Source organism: Pseudomonas sp. HOU2, from assembly GCF_040729435.1.
Lineage (GTDB): Bacteria > Pseudomonadota > Gammaproteobacteria > Pseudomonadales > Pseudomonadaceae > Aquipseudomonas.
The window spans coordinates 1336779-1356082 of record NZ_CP160398.1; the positions used below are offsets into that span (position 1 = coordinate 1336779).

General features: G+C 60.7%; 18 protein-coding genes. 12 read left to right on the forward strand and 6 right to left on the reverse strand.

The features are described from left to right. The first annotated feature begins 330 nt into the window (after window positions 1–330). The gene (locus ABV589_RS05895; RefSeq protein WP_003226680.1) at window positions 331–885 is read left to right on the forward strand and encodes an RNA polymerase factor sigma-70; all 555 of its coding nucleotides are present in this window, start codon (window positions 331–333) and stop codon (window positions 883–885) included. A 98-nt stretch (window positions 886–983) separates the two neighbouring features. Here ABV589_RS05895 and ABV589_RS05900 read toward each other — a convergent pair whose 3' ends face one another. From ABV589_RS05900 to ABV589_RS05910, 3 genes are all read right to left on the reverse strand, one after another. Then, window positions 984–1997 carry a GNAT family N-acetyltransferase gene (locus ABV589_RS05900; RefSeq protein ID WP_367085245.1) on the reverse strand — a complete coding sequence of 338 codons (1014 nt, stop codon included), beginning with the start codon at window positions 1995–1997 and terminating at the stop codon, window positions 984–986. Window positions 1998–2081: 84 nt separating this feature from the next. Beyond that, complete coding sequence (locus tag ABV589_RS05905) at window positions 2082–2879, reverse strand: transporter substrate-binding domain-containing protein (protein ID WP_367085246.1); 798 nt, start codon at window positions 2877–2879, stop codon at window positions 2082–2084. 92 nt (window positions 2880–2971) lie between these two features. Further along, window positions 2972–3595 carry a TetR/AcrR family transcriptional regulator gene (locus tag ABV589_RS05910; RefSeq protein WP_330206465.1) on the reverse strand — a complete coding sequence of 208 codons (624 nt, stop codon included), beginning with the start codon at window positions 3593–3595 and terminating at the stop codon, window positions 2972–2974. Between the two features lie 183 nt (window positions 3596–3778). Here ABV589_RS05910 and ABV589_RS05915 point away from each other — a divergent pair, with 183 nt between their 5' ends. From ABV589_RS05915 to ABV589_RS05950, 8 genes are all read left to right on the forward strand, one after another. Then, window positions 3779–5569, forward strand: coding sequence for an acyclic terpene utilization AtuA family protein (locus tag ABV589_RS05915; protein ID WP_367085247.1), 1791 nt, complete (start codon window positions 3779–3781; stop codon window positions 5567–5569). Between the two features lie 12 nt (window positions 5570–5581). Beyond that, window positions 5582–6451, forward strand: coding sequence for an SDR family oxidoreductase (locus tag ABV589_RS05920; RefSeq protein WP_367085248.1), 870 nt, complete (start codon window positions 5582–5584; stop codon window positions 6449–6451). 3 nt (window positions 6452–6454) lie between these two features. Then, window positions 6455–8071, forward strand: a complete 1617-nt coding sequence (gene atuC, locus ABV589_RS05925; protein WP_367085249.1) for a geranyl-CoA carboxylase subunit beta — start codon at window positions 6455–6457, stop codon at window positions 8069–8071. A 30-nt stretch (window positions 8072–8101) separates the two neighbouring features. Further along, window positions 8102–9259: a citronellyl-CoA dehydrogenase gene (gene atuD / locus ABV589_RS05930; RefSeq protein ID WP_367085250.1), complete on the forward strand. Its 1158-nt coding sequence runs from the start codon at window positions 8102–8104 to the stop codon at window positions 9257–9259. After that, entirely contained in the window at window positions 9256–10053 is a 798-nt protein-coding gene (locus tag ABV589_RS05935; protein ID WP_367085251.1) for an enoyl-CoA hydratase-related protein, read from the forward strand. The genes atuD and ABV589_RS05935 overlap by 4 nt, the downstream gene beginning before the upstream one ends. 109 nt (window positions 10054–10162) lie before the next feature. Beyond that, window positions 10163–12124: an acetyl/propionyl/methylcrotonyl-CoA carboxylase subunit alpha gene (locus tag ABV589_RS05940; RefSeq protein WP_367085252.1), complete on the forward strand. Its 1962-nt coding sequence runs from the start codon at window positions 10163–10165 to the stop codon at window positions 12122–12124. Window positions 12125–12194: 70 nt separating this feature from the next. After that, window positions 12195–12737, forward strand: a complete 543-nt coding sequence (locus ABV589_RS05945) for an exonuclease domain-containing protein (protein ID WP_367085253.1) — start codon at window positions 12195–12197, stop codon at window positions 12735–12737. 114 nt (window positions 12738–12851) lie between these two features. Then, window positions 12852–13136: a pyrimidine/purine nucleoside phosphorylase gene (locus tag ABV589_RS05950; RefSeq protein ID WP_097088279.1), complete on the forward strand. Its 285-nt coding sequence runs from the start codon at window positions 12852–12854 to the stop codon at window positions 13134–13136. Window positions 13137–13208: 72 nt separating this feature from the next. On the opposite strand, the gene ABV589_RS05955 is transcribed toward ABV589_RS05950, so the two are convergent. Continuing rightward, the gene (locus tag ABV589_RS05955) at window positions 13209–14015 is read right to left on the reverse strand and encodes an MOSC domain-containing protein (RefSeq protein ID WP_367085254.1); all 807 of its coding nucleotides are present in this window, start codon (window positions 14013–14015) and stop codon (window positions 13209–13211) included. A 191-nt stretch (window positions 14016–14206) separates the two neighbouring features. Then, window positions 14207–15142, reverse strand: a complete 936-nt coding sequence (locus tag ABV589_RS05960; protein ID WP_003226705.1) for a chemotaxis protein CheV — start codon at window positions 15140–15142, stop codon at window positions 14207–14209. Window positions 15143–15596: 454 nt separating this feature from the next. On the opposite strand from ABV589_RS05960, the gene ABV589_RS05965 reads away from it, so the two are divergent. From ABV589_RS05965 to ABV589_RS05975, 3 genes are all read left to right on the forward strand, one after another. Beyond that, window positions 15597–16067, forward strand: coding sequence for a hypothetical protein (locus ABV589_RS05965; protein WP_367085255.1), 471 nt, complete (start codon window positions 15597–15599; stop codon window positions 16065–16067). Window positions 16068–16559: 492 nt separating this feature from the next. Continuing rightward, on the forward strand, window positions 16560–17453 hold the full coding sequence (locus tag ABV589_RS05970) for a sensor histidine kinase (RefSeq protein ID WP_367086174.1): 894 nt from the start codon (window positions 16560–16562) through the stop codon (window positions 17451–17453). Further along, window positions 17450–18109 carry a response regulator transcription factor gene (locus ABV589_RS05975; RefSeq protein ID WP_007969079.1) on the forward strand — a complete coding sequence of 220 codons (660 nt, stop codon included), beginning with the start codon at window positions 17450–17452 and terminating at the stop codon, window positions 18107–18109. Before ABV589_RS05970 ends, ABV589_RS05975 begins: the two co-directional genes overlap by 4 nt. On the opposite strand, the gene yegS is transcribed toward ABV589_RS05975, so the two are convergent. Beyond that, complete coding sequence (gene yegS, locus ABV589_RS05980) at window positions 18093–19010, reverse strand: lipid kinase YegS (RefSeq protein ID WP_367085256.1); 918 nt, start codon at window positions 19008–19010, stop codon at window positions 18093–18095. The genes ABV589_RS05975 and yegS overlap by 17 nt on opposite strands. Window positions 19011–19304 lie beyond the last annotated feature (294 nt).

Here is a 19304-nt window from a genome sequence, read left to right on the forward strand (position 1 = left end):
GGGTTGCTGCGTCACGCCGGTCGAGGGCGTGCAGGGCGCGGTCTGTGCCGACCGCGCAAGGCTGCGGAATGCTGTCTGGCCGGGGCTCGATACCCGGAACCATTCACCAATGAGAACGGATGACGTCTTGAAATAATTAGTCGACAGGCTGGATCGCCAACGGGGCTGGGGTGTGGCGGTGTGTCGCAGTTCTCGATTCGCACCTTTACAGAGCATTAGTTCTCTTTCTCAATTGACAATCATTATCATTCAACATAATTTGTCGCTCGATGTGTAGGACGGCCTCGTCCCCCGGCGTCCCACTAACCTATTGGCAGCAAGGTGATTTCCATGACGGAACAAGTATCCACAAGCAGGTGCGATTCACCGCTACTTCAGGCTTTTGTCGACAATCGACTGATTCTGGTGAAGATTGCAGCGCGCATTACCGGCTGCCGTTCGCGCGCCGAAGACGTGGTTCAAGATGCGTTCTTCCGCTTGCAGTCGGCCCCGCCGATCACTTCGTCGATCAAGGCGCAATTGAGTTACCTGTTCCAGATCGTGCGCAACCTCGCCATCGATCACTACCGCAAACAGGCGCTGGAGCAGAAATACGCAGGCCCGGAAGAGGAAGGGTTGAATGTGGTCATTCAGGGCGCTTCGCCGGAAACTTCGCACATCAATTTCTCGACGCTGGAACATATCGCCGACGCACTGACCGAACTGCCCAGCCGCACTCGCTACGCGTTCGAGATGTACCGCCTGCACGGGGTGCCGCAAAAGGACATCGCCAAGGAACTCGGCGTCTCGCCGACCCTGGTCAATTTCATGATTCGTGATGCGCTGGTGCACTGCCGCAAGGTGTCGGGCAGTCGCGGGGATGCGGCTTCGATGGGTCGTCGTTAAGCCCGGTTCATCGCAGAAAAAAAGATCGCAGCCTGCGGCAGCTCCTACAGAGGAATACATTTCGTGTAGGAGCTGCCGAAGGCTGCGATCTTTGGCTTTTACGCCAGCTTGCACCGATCAAAAAACCGCTCACGCCCCAGAATCATCAACGCCGCACGCTTGTGCGGAAAGTCGAATTCCTTCTCGCAGTGGAAGCACTGGTTCTGCATGTGGCCGATCATCTTCGCGTTGTCGGCACGCGGTTCGGCGACCACGCGCTGGGTACGCGGATCATCCAGAAACAGATAGTGCACCAGCGCCGACAACCAGCTCGCGACCTTGTGCGGGCCACGGTGATTCTCTTCCCCCACCAGCATGTGAATGCCACGGTCGTAACTGTCGGCGTCGTAGAACGGCGCGATCCGATCTTCCTTGGCCCAGTAGGCTTCGAAATAGGCAAACGGTTGATCATCGAAACAGCCGATCAGCGTCAGGGTGTGCGGATCGGCGTCGAGCTTGCTGAGGTATTCGCGATGCTGCTCAAGACTGCCCTCCTCCTGCCAGAAACTGGCGACTCGCGGACTGTTCTGCCAGCGATTGAATCGCGCCAGATCCTGCTCGATCTCCAGCGTACGCAGGGAAATCCACGCCCCGAGACGCGCATCGAAGCGTCGATAGACTTCACCGCGCGGCTTGACCGGACGCAGCGGATGGCGCTTGCCCTGGCTGATCACCATTTGTTGCGGATAACTGCCGCTCAGCGATGTACCGAGCCATGGCTGCGGCAGTTGCCAGAACAAGGTGCGCTCGCAACGGTATTCGCCGGCCACGTCGGTGCCAGCCAGCAAGCCGCTGCGCAAGGCTTCGGTGGGCGGCTGATCCAGTTGCCAGAGCAATTGCTGACGCTCCGGCTCACGGGCGAACAACCAGTAGCAGGCAGCCCATAGCGCCAGGCCCGGCGGCAGGGCAAAACGCTCATCGAGCTGAATCGGTCCGGTGCCGTCACGATTCAGACGCAGGCGAATCAGCGGTTGCCCGTCCAGGCTCAGGCTCAGACGGCTTTCAGTAGCATCGGCTACCAGTTCACTGCCCGAAGGCAAGGCCAGGGCAGTCAGGTCATTCAGATTGGACATGGGTCGGGCTCACGATAATCGGCGACAGTTCAACGATGGGACGTGAGCCAAGAGCGGAAATTTAGCCGCCGGGGCGAAAATTGCTCAGGAGTGCGGCACCGGCACCACGGCTATTTTGTACGGATCGAAGATCTTCAGCATCTGGCCGTTGTCGCGCAAACCCTGCAGCAACTTGCTGAACGCCTCGCCGGTGATCGGTGCGTTCGGGCGCAGAATCGCGTAATGGTGGTAGATCTGATCGATGCGCTGCGACACCAGCAGCTCGTCTTTGACCTTTTCGTTGCGCTTCAGATAATCGAACAGGTACGAGCGCGTCACCAGGGCTATGTCGGCCCGCCCGCGCAGGACCATCAGCAAGTTGCTGTCGTGGGAATAGGTCAGCGAGGCATTGAACGTATCAGCCAGGTATTTGGGATCGGCATTGAAGTTGGCGAACTCATAGTGATATCCACTGTACAGCGCCAGGCGCTTGCCCTTCAGATCGGCGAAATAGTTCTCCTGGCGAGCTTCTTTGCGTTGCGCGACGAAAATCTCGGCATCTTCCAGCCCCATATCGACCGTGGTGTGTGGAATGTCCTTCCAGCCCCACTCCGGGTTTTCGAAAATCGCCATGTCGGTGCGACCTTCCTTCAGGTCGCCGAAGCGCCGGGGAATCGAAGTCGGTACCAGGACAAACTGATACTCCGTCTGCAACGCATTCAGCGCTTCGACCAATTCCGGCAGCAGACCGGTGTCGGCACCGCTTTCCGGGCGGATGGTGTAAGGCGGAAAGTGCGCGGCGCCCACTCGAACCAGTTGCGCTGCCTGCGCGGGCAACACCCAAAATACCGTCAGCGCTACGAGCAAAAGCCCTGCGGTCGTCCGAATTGGCGAAGACTTCAAAACACCCCACTCCCCGAAAAAATACCGATCAATGCATTCAAGCTAGGCGGTTTCGCCCAGTTAGCCAGTTTCCTGACCTGTTGGAACGTGGGTTAACGCTCTTCGAGCACCAGAATCAGTGCTTCATCGGCCAACTGATCAAGGCTCAGGCTGCCGCCGGCACGAAACCAGGTGGTGGTCCAGGACAGCGCGCCAGTGAGAAAACGTCGGGTAACGAATACATCGCCACGGATAAAACCCGCCTCCTTGGCTTCGCCCAGCACCTGCAACCAGAGGTCTTCATAGACATCGCGCAGGGCCAGCACCCGGGCCTGACCTTCTTCGGACAGCGAACGCCATTCATAGACCAGCACCGCCATGGCTTCGCCGCTGCCGCCCATGATCGACTGCAACTCGCAGCGGATCAGCGCCAGCACCCGCTCGCGCACGTTACTGGCTTCGGCCAACGCGGCGCGCATCAACGCGGTGTTGTAACGGATGGTTTCTTCCATCACCGCCCGAAGGATTTCATCCTTGCTTTTGAAGTGATGAAAAATGCTCCCGGATTGGATCCCCACCGCCCCCGCCAGGTCACGCACCGTGGTGCGCTCGTAGCCTTTGTTGCGGAACAGGTGAGCCGCCACTTGCAGCAGTTTGCCGCGGGCGCTGTCAGGGTCGGTCAACTGGCCCTGGTCAACCAGTTCGCGCATGACCCTCAGGGCTTTTTGCTCGTCCACCCGTTCTCTCCTACAGTCGATCAGTCTGTTGCCCCCTGAACACGCAGGGTTGCGCGCAATTTAAGCCCGGGACCGCAACCAAGCAAGCGCTTGGGCAGAAGATATTTCAGCTGTTTACAAACCAAGCGCTTGCTTGGTAGCCTCCAGACACTTCTGTCGCAGGTCCCTGAGTCGGAGATAAAAATGCCAACCACCGTCCGCATCGGATGCGCCAGCGCATTCTGGGGTGACACCAGTACCGCCGCCGCACAACTTGTGGCCGGCGGACAGCTGGATTATCTGGTGTTCGATTACCTGGCCGAAATCACCCTGTCGATCATGGCCGGCGCCCGTATGAAGGACCCGCAGGCAGGGTTCGCCGGGGACTTCGTTGAGGTGCTCGCGCCGCTGCTGCCGCAACTGGCCGAGCAGAAGATTCGCGTGATCAGCAATGCCGGCGGGATCAATCCGAAAGCCTGTGCCGCCGCCCTGCAGGCTGCCTGCGACAAGGCCGGGGTCAGCCTGAAAATCGCCGTGTTGCTCGGCGATGACCTGCAACCGCAATTCAAGCAACTCACCGCCCTGGGCATCCACGAAATGTTCAACGGCGCGCCGCTGCCGCCGATGTGCGTCTCCACCAACGCCTACCTCGGCGCGCCGGGCATCGTCGAGGCTCTGCGCCTGGGCGCCGACATCGTCATTACCGGCCGGGTGGTCGACAGCGCGGTGGTCAGCGCGGCGCTGGTGCATGAGTTCGGCTGGGTCTGGCACGACTACGACAAACTGGCCCAGGCCGCGCTGGCCGGGCACATCATCGAATGCGGCGCGCAATGCACCGGGGGCAATTTCACCGACTGGCGCGACGTGCCGGATTACGAACACATCGGTTTTCCCATCGTCGAAGTCAGCGCCGACGGCCAGTTCATCGTCAGCAAACCCGAAGGCTCCGGCGGGCTGGTGACGCCGCTGACGGTTGGCGAGCAGATGCTTTATGAAATCGGTGATCCGCAGGCCTATCTGTTGCCGGATGTGGTCTGCGATTTCACTCAAGTGAAACTGCAGCAACAGGGCAAAAACGCCGTGCATGTCCACGGTGCCAAAGGCTTGCCTCCGAGTGACAAATACAAGGTCAGCGCAACTTACCCGGACGGTTTCCGCTGCACCGCCAGTTGCCTGATCGCCGGCATCGATGCGGTGGACAAGGCGCGGCGCGTGAGCCAGGCAATCATCGACAAGACCTCGGAAATGTTCAGCCAGCGCGGCTGGCCGCCCTACAGCGAAGTCAATATCGAACTGCTCGGCAGCGAAGCCACTTACGGCCCTCACGGCCAGCGTCGCGACAGCCGCGAGGTGGTGATCAAACTCGCCGTGCGCCATTCGCTGAAACCGGCGCTGATCCTGTTCTCCCGGGAAATCGCCCAGGCCGCCACCGGCATGGCGCCGGGGCTGACCGGCATCGTCGGCGGACGGCCGACGGTTTACCCGCTGATCCGCCTGTTCTCTTTCCTGATTGAAAAAACGGCCTGCGCCCTGCACATCGACATGGCCGGTGAACAACATCCCTGCGCCCTCCCCGCGCAGATGCCGCTTGACAGCCATGACCTGCCAATCCCCGAGCAGCCACCCAAACCCCAGGGCCGCGCCGACGCCAGTGTGCCATTGGTCAAACTGGCGGTGGCGCGTTCCGGCGACAAGGGCAACCACAGCAACATCGGCGTCTTGCCGCGCCGCCCGGAATACCTGCCATGGATCGCCGAAGCGCTGACGCCGGCGGTGATCGTCGACTGGATGCGCCATGTACTGGACCCGATTCACGGTCGGGTCGAACGCTGGTATCTGCCCGGCACCCACAGCCTGAATTTTCTGCTGGAGAACGCCCTCGGTGGCGGTGGTGTGGCAAGTCTGCGTATCGATCCACAGGGCAAAGCCTTCGCCCAGCAACTGCTGGAAATCCAGATCCCGGTGCCGCAGAGCATCGCCGAACAACTCGACTAGAGGTTGGGCTTCATGGCTTACGCATCGATTTTCAAAGCCGATCTGTTCAGCGGCCAGACCATCATCGTCACCGGTGGCGGCAGCGGCATCGGCCGCTGCACCGCGCATGAACTGGCTGCGCTCGGCGCCACTGTGCTGCTGGTCGGGCGCAAGCCGGAAAAACTGCAAAAGGTCGCCGCCGAAATCGCCGAAGACGGTGGCAGCGCTCACTGGCAAGCCTGCGACATCCGTGACGAAGACGCGGTAAAGGCACTGATTGCCGAACTGATCGCCGAACACGGGCCGATCCACGGTCTGGTCAACAATGCCGGCGGCCAGTACCCGTCGCCACTGGCCTCGATCAATCAGAAAGGTTTCGAAACCGTGTTGCGCACCAATCTGGTCGGCGGCTTCCTGATGGCCCGAGAAGTGTTCAACCAGTCGATGAGCAAGCACGGCGGTAGCATCGTCAACATGCTCGCCGACATGTGGGGCGGCATGCCCGGCATGGGCCACTCGGGCGCGGCACGCTCGGGGATGGACAACTTCACCAAGACCGCCGCGTTCGAGTGGGGTTACGCCGGGGTGCGGGTCAATGCGGTGGCGCCGGGCTGGATCGCGTCCAGCGGCATGGACACTTATGAAGGCGCGTTCAAAGCGGTGATTCCGATGCTGCGCGAACACGTACCGCTCAAGCGCATTGGCACCGAATCGGAAGTCAGTGCGGCGATCGTTTTCCTGCTCAGTCCAGCGGCGGCGTTCATCAGCGGCAGCACCTTGAAAATCGATGGCGCCGCCAGTCTTGGCAGCCGCGCATGGCCGTTGCACAAGGCGAGCCACAGCGAGTCGTTCAACGGTTTCCATCGGGCGTACCTGCCCGACGTGCTCAAGGACAAGGAGTAAGCCATGCCGCAGATCCAGTCCCAACTCGATCCGCACAGTGAAGCTTTCGCCCGCAATTGCGCGGCGATGCTCGCGGCCATCGAGCATGTCCAGCAACTGGAACAGAACCTGCTGAACAAGGCTGCCGAAGCCAAGACGAAATTCGACAAGCGCGGGCAACTGCTGCCCCGTGAACGCCTGAACCTGCTGCTCGACCCCGGTGCACCGTTCCTTGAACTGGCGAGCCTGGCCGGTTACAAACTGCACGACGACAAGGATGGCAGCGCTGCCGGTGGCGGTCTGATCGCCGGCATCGGTTACGTGTCGGGAATACGGGCGATGGTGGTGGCCAATAACAGCGCGATCAAGGGCGGCACGATCTCTCCCACCGGACTGAAAAAGTCCCTGCGCCTGCAACAGATCGCCCTGGAAAACAAACTGCCGGTGATCACCCTCGCCGAAAGCGGTGGCGCCAACCTCAACTACGCTGCCGAAATTTTCGTCGAAGGTGCGCGCAGCTTTGCCAATCAGGCGCGGATGTCGGCCATGGGTCTGCCGCAAATCACCGTAGTGCACGGCTCGGCGACGGCGGGCGGCGCCTATCAACCGGGGCTGTCGGATTACGTGGTGGTGGTGCGCGGCAAAGCCAAGCTGTTCCTCGCCGGGCCGCCGCTGCTCAAAGCCGCGACCGGCGAAGTCGCCACCGACGAGGAGCTGGGCGGCGCCGAGATGCACGCGCAGGTCGCCGGCACCGCCGAGTACCTGGCCGAGAACGATGCCGATGGCGTGCGCCTGGTCCGCGAGATCTTGCGCATGCTGCCGTGGAACGAGCAACTGCCGTGGCTGCCGGAGCCGCAATACAAGGCGCCGCTGTACCCGATCGACGAGCTGCTCGGGCTGATTCCCGATGACCCGAAAAAACCCTACGACGTGCGCGAAATCATTGCGCGGATTGCCGACGAATCGGAGTTCCTCGAATTCAAGGGCGAGTTCGATCAGCAAACCATCTGCGGCCAGTTGAAAATCCAGGGCCGCGCCTGTGGCCTGATCGGCAACAACGGCCCGATCACGCCGGCCGGGGCGAGCAAGGCCGCGCAGTTCATTCAACTGTGCGATCAGAGCCAGACGCCGCTGCTGTTCTTCCACAACACCACCGGGTTCATGGTCGGCACCGAGTCCGAGCAGCAAGGCGTGATCAAACACGGCTCGAAACTGATTCAAGCGGTGGCCAATGCGCGAGTGCCTAAACTGACGATTGTCGTCGGTGGCTCCTACGGTGCCGGCAACTATGCGATGTGCGGGCGCGGTCTCGATCCACGCTTCATTTTTGCCTGGCCCAACAGCCGCACCGCGGTGATGGGCGGCGCGCAGGCCGGCAAGGTGCTGCGCATCGTCACCGAGGCCAAACAGCTCAAGGAAGGCCTGGTGCCGGATCCGAAGATGCTCGACATGCTCGAACAGGTCACCGCGCAGAAACTCGACAGCCAGTCCACCGCGCTGTACGGCAGCGCCAACCTGTGGGACGACGGCCTGATCGACCCACGCGATACGCGCACCCTGCTCGGTTATCTGCTGGATATCTGCCACGAAGCCGACATCCGCACGCTGCAACCCAACAGCTTCGGCGTCAGCCGCTTCTGACTGCCACGGATCCCCAGGAGAACAATAAAAATGATCTTCACCCCGGAACACGAAGCACTGCGCCGCACCGTCCGCCAATTCGTCGAGCACGAAATCAACCCGCACGTCGAGGAATGGGAAAAGGCCGGGCGCTTTCCGATCCACGAGATTTTCCGCAAGGCCGGCGACCTTGGTCTGCTGGGGATTTCCAAACCGGAAAAATTCGGCGGCATGGGCCTCGACTACAGCTATTCGGTTGTCGCCGCCGAGGAGTTCGGCACCATTCATTGCGGCGGCATTCCGATGTCGATCGGCGTGCAGACCGACATGTGCACCCCGGCGCTGGCGCGCTTCGGCTCCGATGAATTGCGCGACGAGTTCCTCCGTCCCGCGATTAGCGGCGAGCAGGTTGGTTGCATCGGCGTCTCGGAAGTCGGTGCCGGCTCCGACGTCGCCGGGCTCAAGACCACCGCGCGAAAGGACGGCGATGACTACGTGATCAACGGCAGCAAGATGTGGATCACCAACTCGCCCAGCGCCGACTTCATCTGCCTGCTGGCCAATACCTCGGACGACAAGCCACACATCAACAAGTCGCTGATCATGGTGCCGATGAACACCCCGGGGATCAGCCTCAGCTCGCACCTGGACAAGCTCGGCATGCGCAGCTCGGAAACCGCCCAGGTGTTTTTCGACAACGTGCGTGTGCCGCAGCGCAACCGCATCGGCCACGAAGGCGCCGGGTTCATGATGCAGATGCTGCAGTTCCAGGAAGAACGCCTGTTCGGCGCGGCGAACATGATCAAGGGCCTGGAATATTGCGTCGACAGCACCATCGAGTACTGCAAGGAGCGCAAGACTTTCGGCAATGCGCTGATCGACAATCAGGTGATCCACTTCCGTCTCGCCGAATTGCAGACCGAAATCGAATGCCTGCGAGCGCTGGTCTATCAGGCCACCGAGCAATATGTGAAAGGTCAGGACGTCACGCGCCTGGCGTCGATGGCCAAACTCAAGGCCGGCCGTCTCGGCCGTGAAGTCAGCGACAGTTGCCTGCAATATTGGGGCGGCATGGGCTTCATGTGGGACAACCCGGTGGCCCGCGCCTATCGCGACGTGCGGCTGGTATCGATTGGCGGCGGCGCCGACGAAATCATGCTGGGGATCATCTGCAAACTGATGGGCATCCTGCCGGGGAAAAAGAAATGAGCCCCCTGCCCGATTGCCAGACCTTACTGCTGGAACAGCACGGCGGCGTGCTGCACATCACCCTCAATCGCCCGGACAGCCGCAATGCGATGAGCCTGCAGATGGTCAGCGAACTGCGTGCGGTGCTGGCGGCAGTGCGTGATGACCGCGGTGTTCGCGCTCTGGTCCTCAGCGGTGCCGGTGGGCATTTCTGTGCGGGTGGCGACATCAAGGACATGGCCAATGCCCGTGCCCAAGGGGCCGACGCTTACCGCGAGTTGAACCGCGCCTTTGGAGCCCTGCTGCAAGAAGCTCAGGGCGCACCACAAGTGCTGATCACCGTTTTACAGGGCGCAGTGCTCGGTGGTGGTTTCGGGCTGGCATGTGTCAGCGATATCGCGATGGCCGATCATCAGGCGCAGTTCGGTCTGCCGGAAACCAGCCTCGGTTTGCTGCCAGCGCAGATCGCTCCGTTCGTGGTGCAGCGCATCGGCCTGACCGAGACTCGCCGTCTGGCACTGACCGCCGCGCGCTTCGATGGCCATCAGGCGCGGCGGCTGGGACTGGTGCATTTTGTCGAGCAGGATCCGCAGGCATTGGCAGAACGACTCGACGAAGTGCTCGACCACGTTCTGTGCTGCGCGCCCGAGGCGAATGCGGCGACCAAAAAATTGCTGCTCGCCAGTGCCGGGCAGCCCTCGAATGAATTGCTGGATGATGCGGCGCGTTGGTTCAGCGAAGCGGTGACCGGTGCCGAAGGGATCGAGGGCACCATGGCCTTCGTGCAAAAGCGTAAACCGACGTGGGCGCCTTAACAGCTTCGCGATCGGGCTCGCTCCCACAGACGGAAAGCGTTCCAAATGTGGGAGCGAGCTTGCTCGCGAAGAGGCCAGCACCTACACCGCAAATTCCGAGGGAACAGCCATGCCCGCCATCCACAAAATCCTGATCGCCAACCGCGGTGAAATCGCCTGCCGCATCCAGCGCACCGCCCAGGCCCTCGGCTACCGCACCGTCGCCGTGTTCAGCGATGCCGACGCCGATGCCCTGCACGTGCAAATGGCTGATCAAGCCGTGAACATCGGCCCGGCTCCAGTGCAGCAGTCTTACCTGAACATCCCGGCGATCCTCGACGCCGCCCGGCGCAGCGGTGCAGATGCGATCCACCCCGGCTATGGCTTCCTCTCGGAGAATGCCGGATTCGCCCGCGCCTGCGCTGAGGCCGGCCTGACTTTTATCGGCCCGAGCGCCGAGGCGATTGAACTGATGGGCAGCAAACGCCTGTCGAAAATCGCCATGCTCGACGCTGGTGTTCCCTGCATCGCCGGCTATCAAGGTGCCGCGCAGGACGACGCAACGTTGTTGCGCGAAGCCGAGCGCATCGGCTACCCGTTGATGATCAAGGCCAGTGCCGGCGGCGGCGGGCGTGGCATGCGTCTGGTGCACAGCAGCGAAGATTTACCAGCGCAATTGCGCACCGCCCGCTCCGAAGCGCTGAACGGTTTCGGCAGCGACGAACTGATCCTCGAACAGGCGCTGATCGAACCACGCCACGTCGAGGTGCAACTGTTCGGCGACTGCCACGGCAACCTGATCTACCTCGGCGAGCGCGACTGCTCGGTGCAGCGCCGCCATCAGAAAGTCATCGAGGAAGCCCCCTGCCCGGTGATGACCCACGAGTTGCGCCAGGCCATGGGCGAAGCGGCATTGAAGGCTGGCCGCGCGGTGAATTACGTCGGTGCCGGCACCGTCGAGTTTCTGCTCGATGCCCGAGGGCAATTCTACTTTCTGGAAATGAACACGCGTCTGCAGGTCGAACATCCGGTGACCGAACTGATCACCGGGCAGGATCTGGTCGCCTGGCAACTGGCCGTCGCCGAAGGCCAGCCGCTGCCGCTGACTCAGAATCAGGTCACGCTGAACGGCCACGCCATGGAAGTGCGCTTGTATGCCGAAGATCCGACGCAGAATTTCCTGCCGCAGACCGGTCGTGTACAGGCCTGGGAACCGGCAGTCAGTCCGGGCGCGCGGATCGATCACGGCTTGGGCGAAGGTCAGTGGGTCAGCCCGTTCTACGATCCGATGCTCGGCAAACTGATCGCCCACGGCGCCACCCGCGAAGAGGCGCGCCGCAAGCTGTTGCGCGCGGTGCAGGACAGCGTGCTGCTCGGCGTCCAGAGCAACCAGCGTTTGCTGGTCAGCCTGCTGCAACATCCGCAGTTCATCAGCGGTGAATTCAGCACCGCGTTCATCGCGCAGCATTTCACTGACCATCCCTGCCTGCAGACTTACGCACCCGGCGCCGAAGAACTGGCGATTGCCGCCGTGCTGTTCTATCAGGCCGGCGCACAGGCGCATCGTGCGCCGCTCAAAGGCTGGCGCAACAATGTCGGCGTACCCCTCGATTACCGCCTCGGGCTTGAACAGCAGGACTGGAGCGTGCAACTGCACACGGGCGGCGATAACCGCTTCACCGTGAACGTGATGCAACGCGCACTGGCGCTGACCGTCATCGAGTGCGACGAGCGCGCGGTGACGCTGGAAGTCGACGGCCTGCGCCAACGTCACGCCTACCGGATCGATGGCGAAGAACTCTGGCTGTTCACCCACCCCGGCAACCTGCGCCTGGAGGATCGAACTCATGCGCTGATCAGCAGTCAGAGCAGCGTCAGCTCAGGGACACTGAAGGCGCCGATGGACGGTGCCATCGTCGACGTGCTGGTCAGCGAAGGCAGTCCGGTCAGCAAGGGTCAGTTGCTGGTGGTGCTGGAGGCAATGAAAATGGAGCACCCGCTCAAGGCCGGCATCGACGGCGTGCTCAAGCGGGTGCAGGTCAAGGTCGGCGATCAGGTAAAAAATCGTCAGGTTCTGTTGCAGGTCGAGTGAGTCGCCAGGCGCAAACGCAAGGTTTGACTACGCTCTGATCTATCAGGACGCGTAAATCAGGAAACCTGCGATGCCCCATTGGCTGGTCATTGATCTGGAAGCCACCACAGATGAAGGTGGCTGGCCGGTTACGGAAATGGAAATCATCGAAATCGGCGCGACGCTGGTCGATCGCGCCGGTCGCGAGCAGGATCACTTTCAGCGGTTCGTCAAACCGACCCGGCGGCCGTTGCTGACGCCGTTTTGCCGTGAACTCACGCACATCACCCAGGCCAACATCGATGCCGCACAGCCATTGAGCGAAGTCTGGCCGGCGTTTGAACGCTGGCTTGGGCAACATCAGACGCGCCTCGAAGGCTGGGCCAGTTGGGGCGATTACGACCGCAAGCAGTTGCTCCAGGAATGGCAGCGCCTGCAACTCGACAGTCTGCTCAGCCGGGTACCGCACATGAACCTCAAACAGCGCTTCGCCAAAGCCCGCCGCCTGGAGCGGCCACTGGGCCTGAACGGTGCGTTGCAACTGGCCGGCATGCAGTTCAGCGGTCAACAGCACCGGGCCCTGGAAGATGCGCGCAATACCGCGCGGTTGCTGCCGTTGGTCTTGCCACTCTGAAGTCAGGGCGAGAACCCGCCGGACACGCTCCGGGCAGGTGACGGCGCCGGGAGCCTTGTGCATACTGGCCAGCCTTTTTTAACCCTTTTTTGCCCTTTTCGAGAGGAATCGCCCATGTTCAAAGTCAACGAGTACTTCGACGGCACCGTCAAGTCGATCGCTTTTGGCACCGCTGAAGGTCCGGCGACCATCGGCGTCATGGCCCCGGGCGAATACGAATTCGGCACCGCTCAGCGCGAGATCATGCACGTGGTTTCCGGCGCGCTGACTGTCAAATTGCCGGACAGCAGCGACTGGGAAACTTTCGCCGCCGGCAGCCAGTTCAACGTTCCGGCCAACAGCAAGTTCCAGCTGAAAGTCGCCGTTGAGACTGCTTACCTGTGCGAATACCGCGGCTAAGCCCACGGTTTTTCCCGGTGCAAAAAAATGCCCGTGTCCATGGACACGGGCATTTTTCATTTCTGGCCTCGGTTATTCGAGAATTTCCACCGGCATTCCGACTTCCAGACGACCATTGCTGTCGTTGACCAGGTTCTGGCCGAACATCGCGCCATCGGCTTGGGCGCGGTATTTCTGCAAGGTCGCCAGTGGCTCGCGATCGGCACTGCGTTTACCGGTCTGCGGATCGATGGTGGTCAGGATGCAGCGCGAGCAAGGCTTGACCACCCGGAACTCGACATCGCCGATGCGAATGCGCTTCCAGCCATCTTCGGCGAACGCCGTACTGCCCTCGATCACCAGATTCGGCCGAAAGCGCAACATCTCCAGCGGTCGTCCGACCTTTTGCACCAGATCCTCAAGTGACGCCTCGCCGATCAGCAGCAACGGGAAACCGTCGGCGAATGCCACCTGATCATCCTCGCGGCCGTAACCGGCCTGCGTCATACGCGCGCGATCCAGGGGAACCTGCACCAGACGGGTCGGCTTGCCGATGAAATCGCTGACCCAGCGGGCCGCTGCATCACCGGCATCCGGCACGCGCAAGGTGTCACGCCAGATGGTCACGCCGCGCAGCTCGGCATCGTCCTCCGGCAACGGAATATCCAGCGCGGCGTGGTCGGGCGCACTGAGGGTCAGACCGCCCTGCGCATTCCACAGCGCCGACAGCTGGCTCATTTTCGCCTCAGCCCTTTGGGTCAGGAAGCGGCCGCTGACCTCGTCCACGAGCATCCAGCGTCGGTCACCTTCAAGGCCGAGTTTGTCCAGGCCAATCGATTGCAGAATCTCGGGCTTGCCGGATTTCAACGGGTAACGATAAAGCGCGCTCAGCCGCAGCATGTCCAGCTTCCTGATGGGCAAAAATGCCACCCTATACGAGCTTTATCGGCGAATCAAAGCCTGAGTTCGAGCACTGCACGACAAGGTAGGAGCTGCGGCACGCTGCGATCTTTTGACTTTGGCTTTAAAGATCAAAAGATCGCAGCCTCGTTTCACTCGACAGCTCCTACAGGGGCGGCGTGGCTTTGTGGTCAGGCTGGCACTTCATCGAGCATCAGACGCTGACGCACCACATCGACCAGTTTGTCCGGCTGGAACTTGGAGAGGAAGTTGTCGCAACCGACCTTCTTCACCATCGAGTCGTTGAAGCTGCCGGACAGCGAGGTGTGCAACACCACGTACAGACCGCGCAGGCGCGGGTCGTTGCGAATTTCGGTGGTCAGGCGATAACCGTCCATTTCCGGCATCTCCGCGTCGGTAAACACCATCAGCAGCTTGTCGGTCATGTTCACGCCGGTATCGGCCCAGGCCTTGAGCATGTTCAGTGCCTTCAGGCCATCACTGGCGATGTGCATCTTCACCCCGAGCTGGCCGAGGGTGTCGCGCAGTTGCGAAAGCGCCACGTTGGAGTCGTCCACCAGCAGCACTTCGCGGCCACGGGCACGCTCCAGCACCGGATCGTCAAGCTTGTCGCGCGAGACCTTGGCGTTGTACGGGACGATTTCGGCGAGGACTTTCTCGACGTCGATGATTTCCACCAGTTGATCGTCGACCTTGCTGATCGCGGTGAGGTAATGCTGGCGTCCGGCGCTGGTTGGCGGCGGCAGGATGGCTTCCCAGTTCATGTTGACGATGCGGTCGACACCACCGACAAGGAAGGCCTGCACCGAACGGTTGTACTCGGTGACGATGATGGTGCTGTTCGGACCCGGCACCAGCGGACGCATGCCGATCGCCTGGGACAGGTCGATCACCGGCAGCGTCTGCCCACGCAGGTTGACCACGCCGCAGACAAACGGGTGACGCTGCGGCATCAGGGTCAGCTTCGGCAACTGCAGAACTTCCTGAACCTTGAACACGTTGATCGCGAACAATTGGCGTCCGGCCAGGCGAAACATGAGAATTTCCAGGCGATTCTCACCCACCAGTTGCGTGCGTTGGTCTACCGTGTCGAGAATGCCGGCCATCAATGACTCCTGGGCTTGTTCTGATGAATTCACTATTGAGGGGTTATCGGCTGTTTATGGCGATTCTTGATCCCCAAAAAATTCACCATCAAAATGCCACATACGGGCATTGATGTCACATTAACATCATGGTTTACTGGCCCGGTGTTTTCATCTGCTACATTCTCTTCTGGCGCGACCACGGTTTGCGCCACAGGTTCCCGCGCGTAAGGGAATCCCCTAGTAACAATCAGGCCCAACCTGATGTTCGCAATATCCAATAGCCATTAATGTGACGCCATTCTCATTGCATGAACGGAGTCAGGCTATTGTGTGCGATCGCAGGTCAGTGGAACCCCACCCTCTGGAAAACCTCAGCCAGTGCACTTGCACGGCGGGGCGCGATCTCCCGACGGTGCATGATCGTCGACACACACGGCATTCCCTCATCAGACATGACGCTGTGGAGATAAGCATGCCAATCGACCGTAAAGACTGGGCACAACGCTTTCCCGAATTTCTCGTCGAAGCTGAAACGCTCCTGGCCAAGTCCGAAGAATGCCTGAGCCATCTGCAACTGATCAGCAACGACAAGGACGCCATCGACTGCATGCGCAGCACTCTGCTCAAACTTGCGAGCCGGGCTGAAGCACTGGCACTGGAGGCGATCTCCGAATTCTCCCTGCATATTCACAGCCTGCTCGATCACGCGCCGGATCCTGTCGATCTGCATGCACAGGCCCTGGATGCGCTCAAAGACTGCTTCACCCTGATGGCCTGGCAGATCGAACTGGTCGATCACAACACCGGCCAGTTGAGCCTGGACACCAGCGAGCAGACCTCCCTGATCGAAGCCTTCGCATTCCAGGTCGGTCAGAGCGAATTTCGGCCGCCACTGGCGACTCGAACGCTACCACTCATGTCTTATTCGGAACGTCAGGCCTGATTCAGGGCTGGCCCTGAACACGTCAAGGTCATTGATCCGACGCGCAGAATGTCGCAAATGAATAGTTCATACCTGCCAGCGACAATTCGAATTAAATAATCACACCTGACACCAGCGGAAATTTTCCCGCGGCCTCAGGGTTTACCTGTGTCCGAGTAATGATCAACTTCGAGTAACATCGATATCTGTCGAACACAATAAAGCGCCTTTTTTCCATTATGGAACCCACGTCCAACATGGCGTCTTTCCTGACTCATTGGACATATATGGCAAACGCGACCAACGGTATCTTAAGTGGTATTATGCCGGCCATTAGTTGCTTTCAATTAATGGCACAGTGATTCACTGACAGTCACCCACCGAAGTTGGCGGTCAAACATCGTTCACTGAACCTGGTTAAAACCAACAACATAATTGACAGCATTTTCAGACAGAGATCGGCCCGCCACCGGCCGGTCTACCCGCAGCGAACATCCATTGGCTCCATCCGTTATGTACGCCAGCCTCAAGTCAATCACCACATGGCCACCGTCCCGGGAAAATGCACGCCGGTTCACACTCGTATTGTGTGTCACCGCCACCGTCGGCTGCCTGCTGACCTATGGTTTTTCGGCACCACTTTCACTGGGGCTGTTGCTGCTGAATATCGCCGCCACCGCTTGCGTCTGGGTGCAATATCGACTGTCGCGCAAATCGATCAAGTTCCAGCCTCAGGAACTCGCCGACCGTTTGCTGGAAGTCCAGGAAAACGAACGCCACCGTCTCAGCCGGGAACTGCACGACGACATCGGGCAGTTACTGACAGCGGCCAAGCTGCAAAGCGAATGGCTGAAAAAACGCCTGCCACCCGACTTGCAAGCGCAATGCTCGACACTCTGCGACACCCTTGAAGAAACCCTCAACAAGGTGCGCGACGTTTCCGCCATTCTCAATCCGCGCCAACTGACCAGTCTCGGGCTGGAGGCCAGCCTGCGAGCGCACCTGCTCAAGACCCTGGCGAACACGTCGGTGCACTGGAGCCTCGATTGCCAGCAGCGGCTCAACGGTATTCCGGAAGAAATGGCGGTCGCCGCCTTTCGCATTGCTCAGGAAGCGGTCACCAACATTCTGCGCCACGCACAGGCCAGCAACCTGCTGATCCGCGTGCAACGCCTGCCAAAAGGTCTGACGCTGCTGATCAGCGACGATGGCCAAGGCTTTGCGCCTGCCGCGGATCCGGGTCGCGAAGGACAACGCGGGATGGCCGGGATGGCCGAAAGGATCGAACAGTTGGGCGGCACGCTGAACGTCATCAGCGAGCCGGGCAAAGGCACTCAAATCGAAGCACTGTTCCCCTGGGCGCCCCGTGCACTCGAACGGGCCAGTACGAATAAGGTTATGCGTTGACTTGTAACTTACTTCTGGTGGATGACCACTCGCTGATCAGGGCCGGCGTGCGCGCTCTGGTGCTCGACATTCCCGGTTACGCGGTCGTTGGCGAAGCCAGCGATGGCTCGCAGTTGCTCGAAATGGTCGAGCAACTGGCGCCCGACATCGTGCTGCTGGATATCTCGATGAAGGAAACCGGTGGCCTGGAAGCCCTGCAACGGCTCAAGCGGGTGCGCCCGCAAAGCAAGGTGCTGATTCTGTCGATGCACACCGATCCGGCGTTGATCATGCAGGCGCTGGAGTCCGGCGCACATGGTTATCTGCTCAAGGACACCACGGCCACCGAGCTGGAACATGCCCTCGAAGCCCTGCGCAACAACGAGCGCTACCTGAGCCCGGCGATCGCCCACACCGTGATCAATCAGGCGCTGACCCGCACGCAGAAAAACCAGCCGGAAGTGGCCGACTCTCACAACCTGACGGCCCGTCAGCTGGAAATCCTGCGGTTGATCGTACGCGGCAAATCCACCCGCGAGATCGCCAACGGCCTGGGCCTGAGCATCAAGACCGTCGAAACCCACCGCTCGCAGATCATGAAGCGCCTGCAGATCTACGATGTGGCGGGCCTGGTGCTGTTCGCGGTGCGCGAGCAGATCATCAGCCTGGACGATTGATCGAGCGGTTACCGCCCAACAGCGGCGAATGCTCGGGCAAGTGCACCCGCAAGGCTCCCGGACGCGCCTCGAAGCGCAGGCTGTCGCCCTCCAGCGGCTCGCCGTCAAGATTGATGCTCAGGCCTTCGGCGACCTTGATTTCGACCCAGGGCAGGCGGGCCCGGACAAACATATTGTCGAGGCCGAAACCGTCGCTTAGCAGGGTCTTCAGTGTCCCCACCAACTCCTGCGGAGCCGGCAGAATGCTGATATCCAGCAGGCCATCATCGGCCAGTGCCTGCGGACACAACTCATGTCCGCCACCCGCCTGGCGGCCGTTGCCGATCCCCAGCGCCAGCAGCTCGCCACTCCAGTGAAAGTCCGGCCCCTGCAGTTCGCCGTAGGCCGCGTGCAACTCACTGAAGCGCGACAGACCGGTGAACAGATAGGCGGCCCCACCGAGCACTTTTTTCAGTTCCTCCGACGTATTGGCCGTGACCTGGCTACCGAAACCGCCGGTCGCCATGTTGAGGAAAATCTGTCCGCCGACAGCGCCCAGATCAATGTCACGCGGCGGTACATCCAGAAGCTCAAGCGCCTCGGCCGGCTCCAGCGGGATCCCCGCCGCACGGGAAAAGTCGTTGGCCGTGCCCAGCGGCAACAGCACCAGACTGGCCTTGTGCGCATGCGCGGCAAGGGCTTCAGCAATATCGCGCAAGGTGCCATCACCGCCCCCGGCGATGATCTGCCGATAGCCACCCGCCAGTGCCTCTTCCACCAGGCGCTGAGCGTCACCGGCCTCCCAGGTCAGACGTACCGCCAACTCCCAGCCTTGTTTGCGTTTCGCTTCGACGGCGGCGCGAACCGCCTCGTTGAGTGCCTGCTTGCCATGCAGAATCAACAGCGCCCTGCGTTCACTCATAACGGTTACTCCCCACGATTGAATCGGTATGAAACATCTTGACCACTGGCGCACGCAAAAAAGCCGCAATAATTCCATTTAATTCAGGCGACTGGTCTCTCGCGTCCTACACGGCGGTATTTTTTCTTACAACATGTGAGGAATCGGCTCAATTGACCGGGCCCGCTCATTGATTCACCGTGTGCAGGCGGTATCAATTTTCGATTTAACAACACAAGGATGTGCAGGTAATGAGTGGATACACCCTCGGAGCTAGTAACAGCTGGAAGGACGGGAAGGCCGACGCGCTTACAT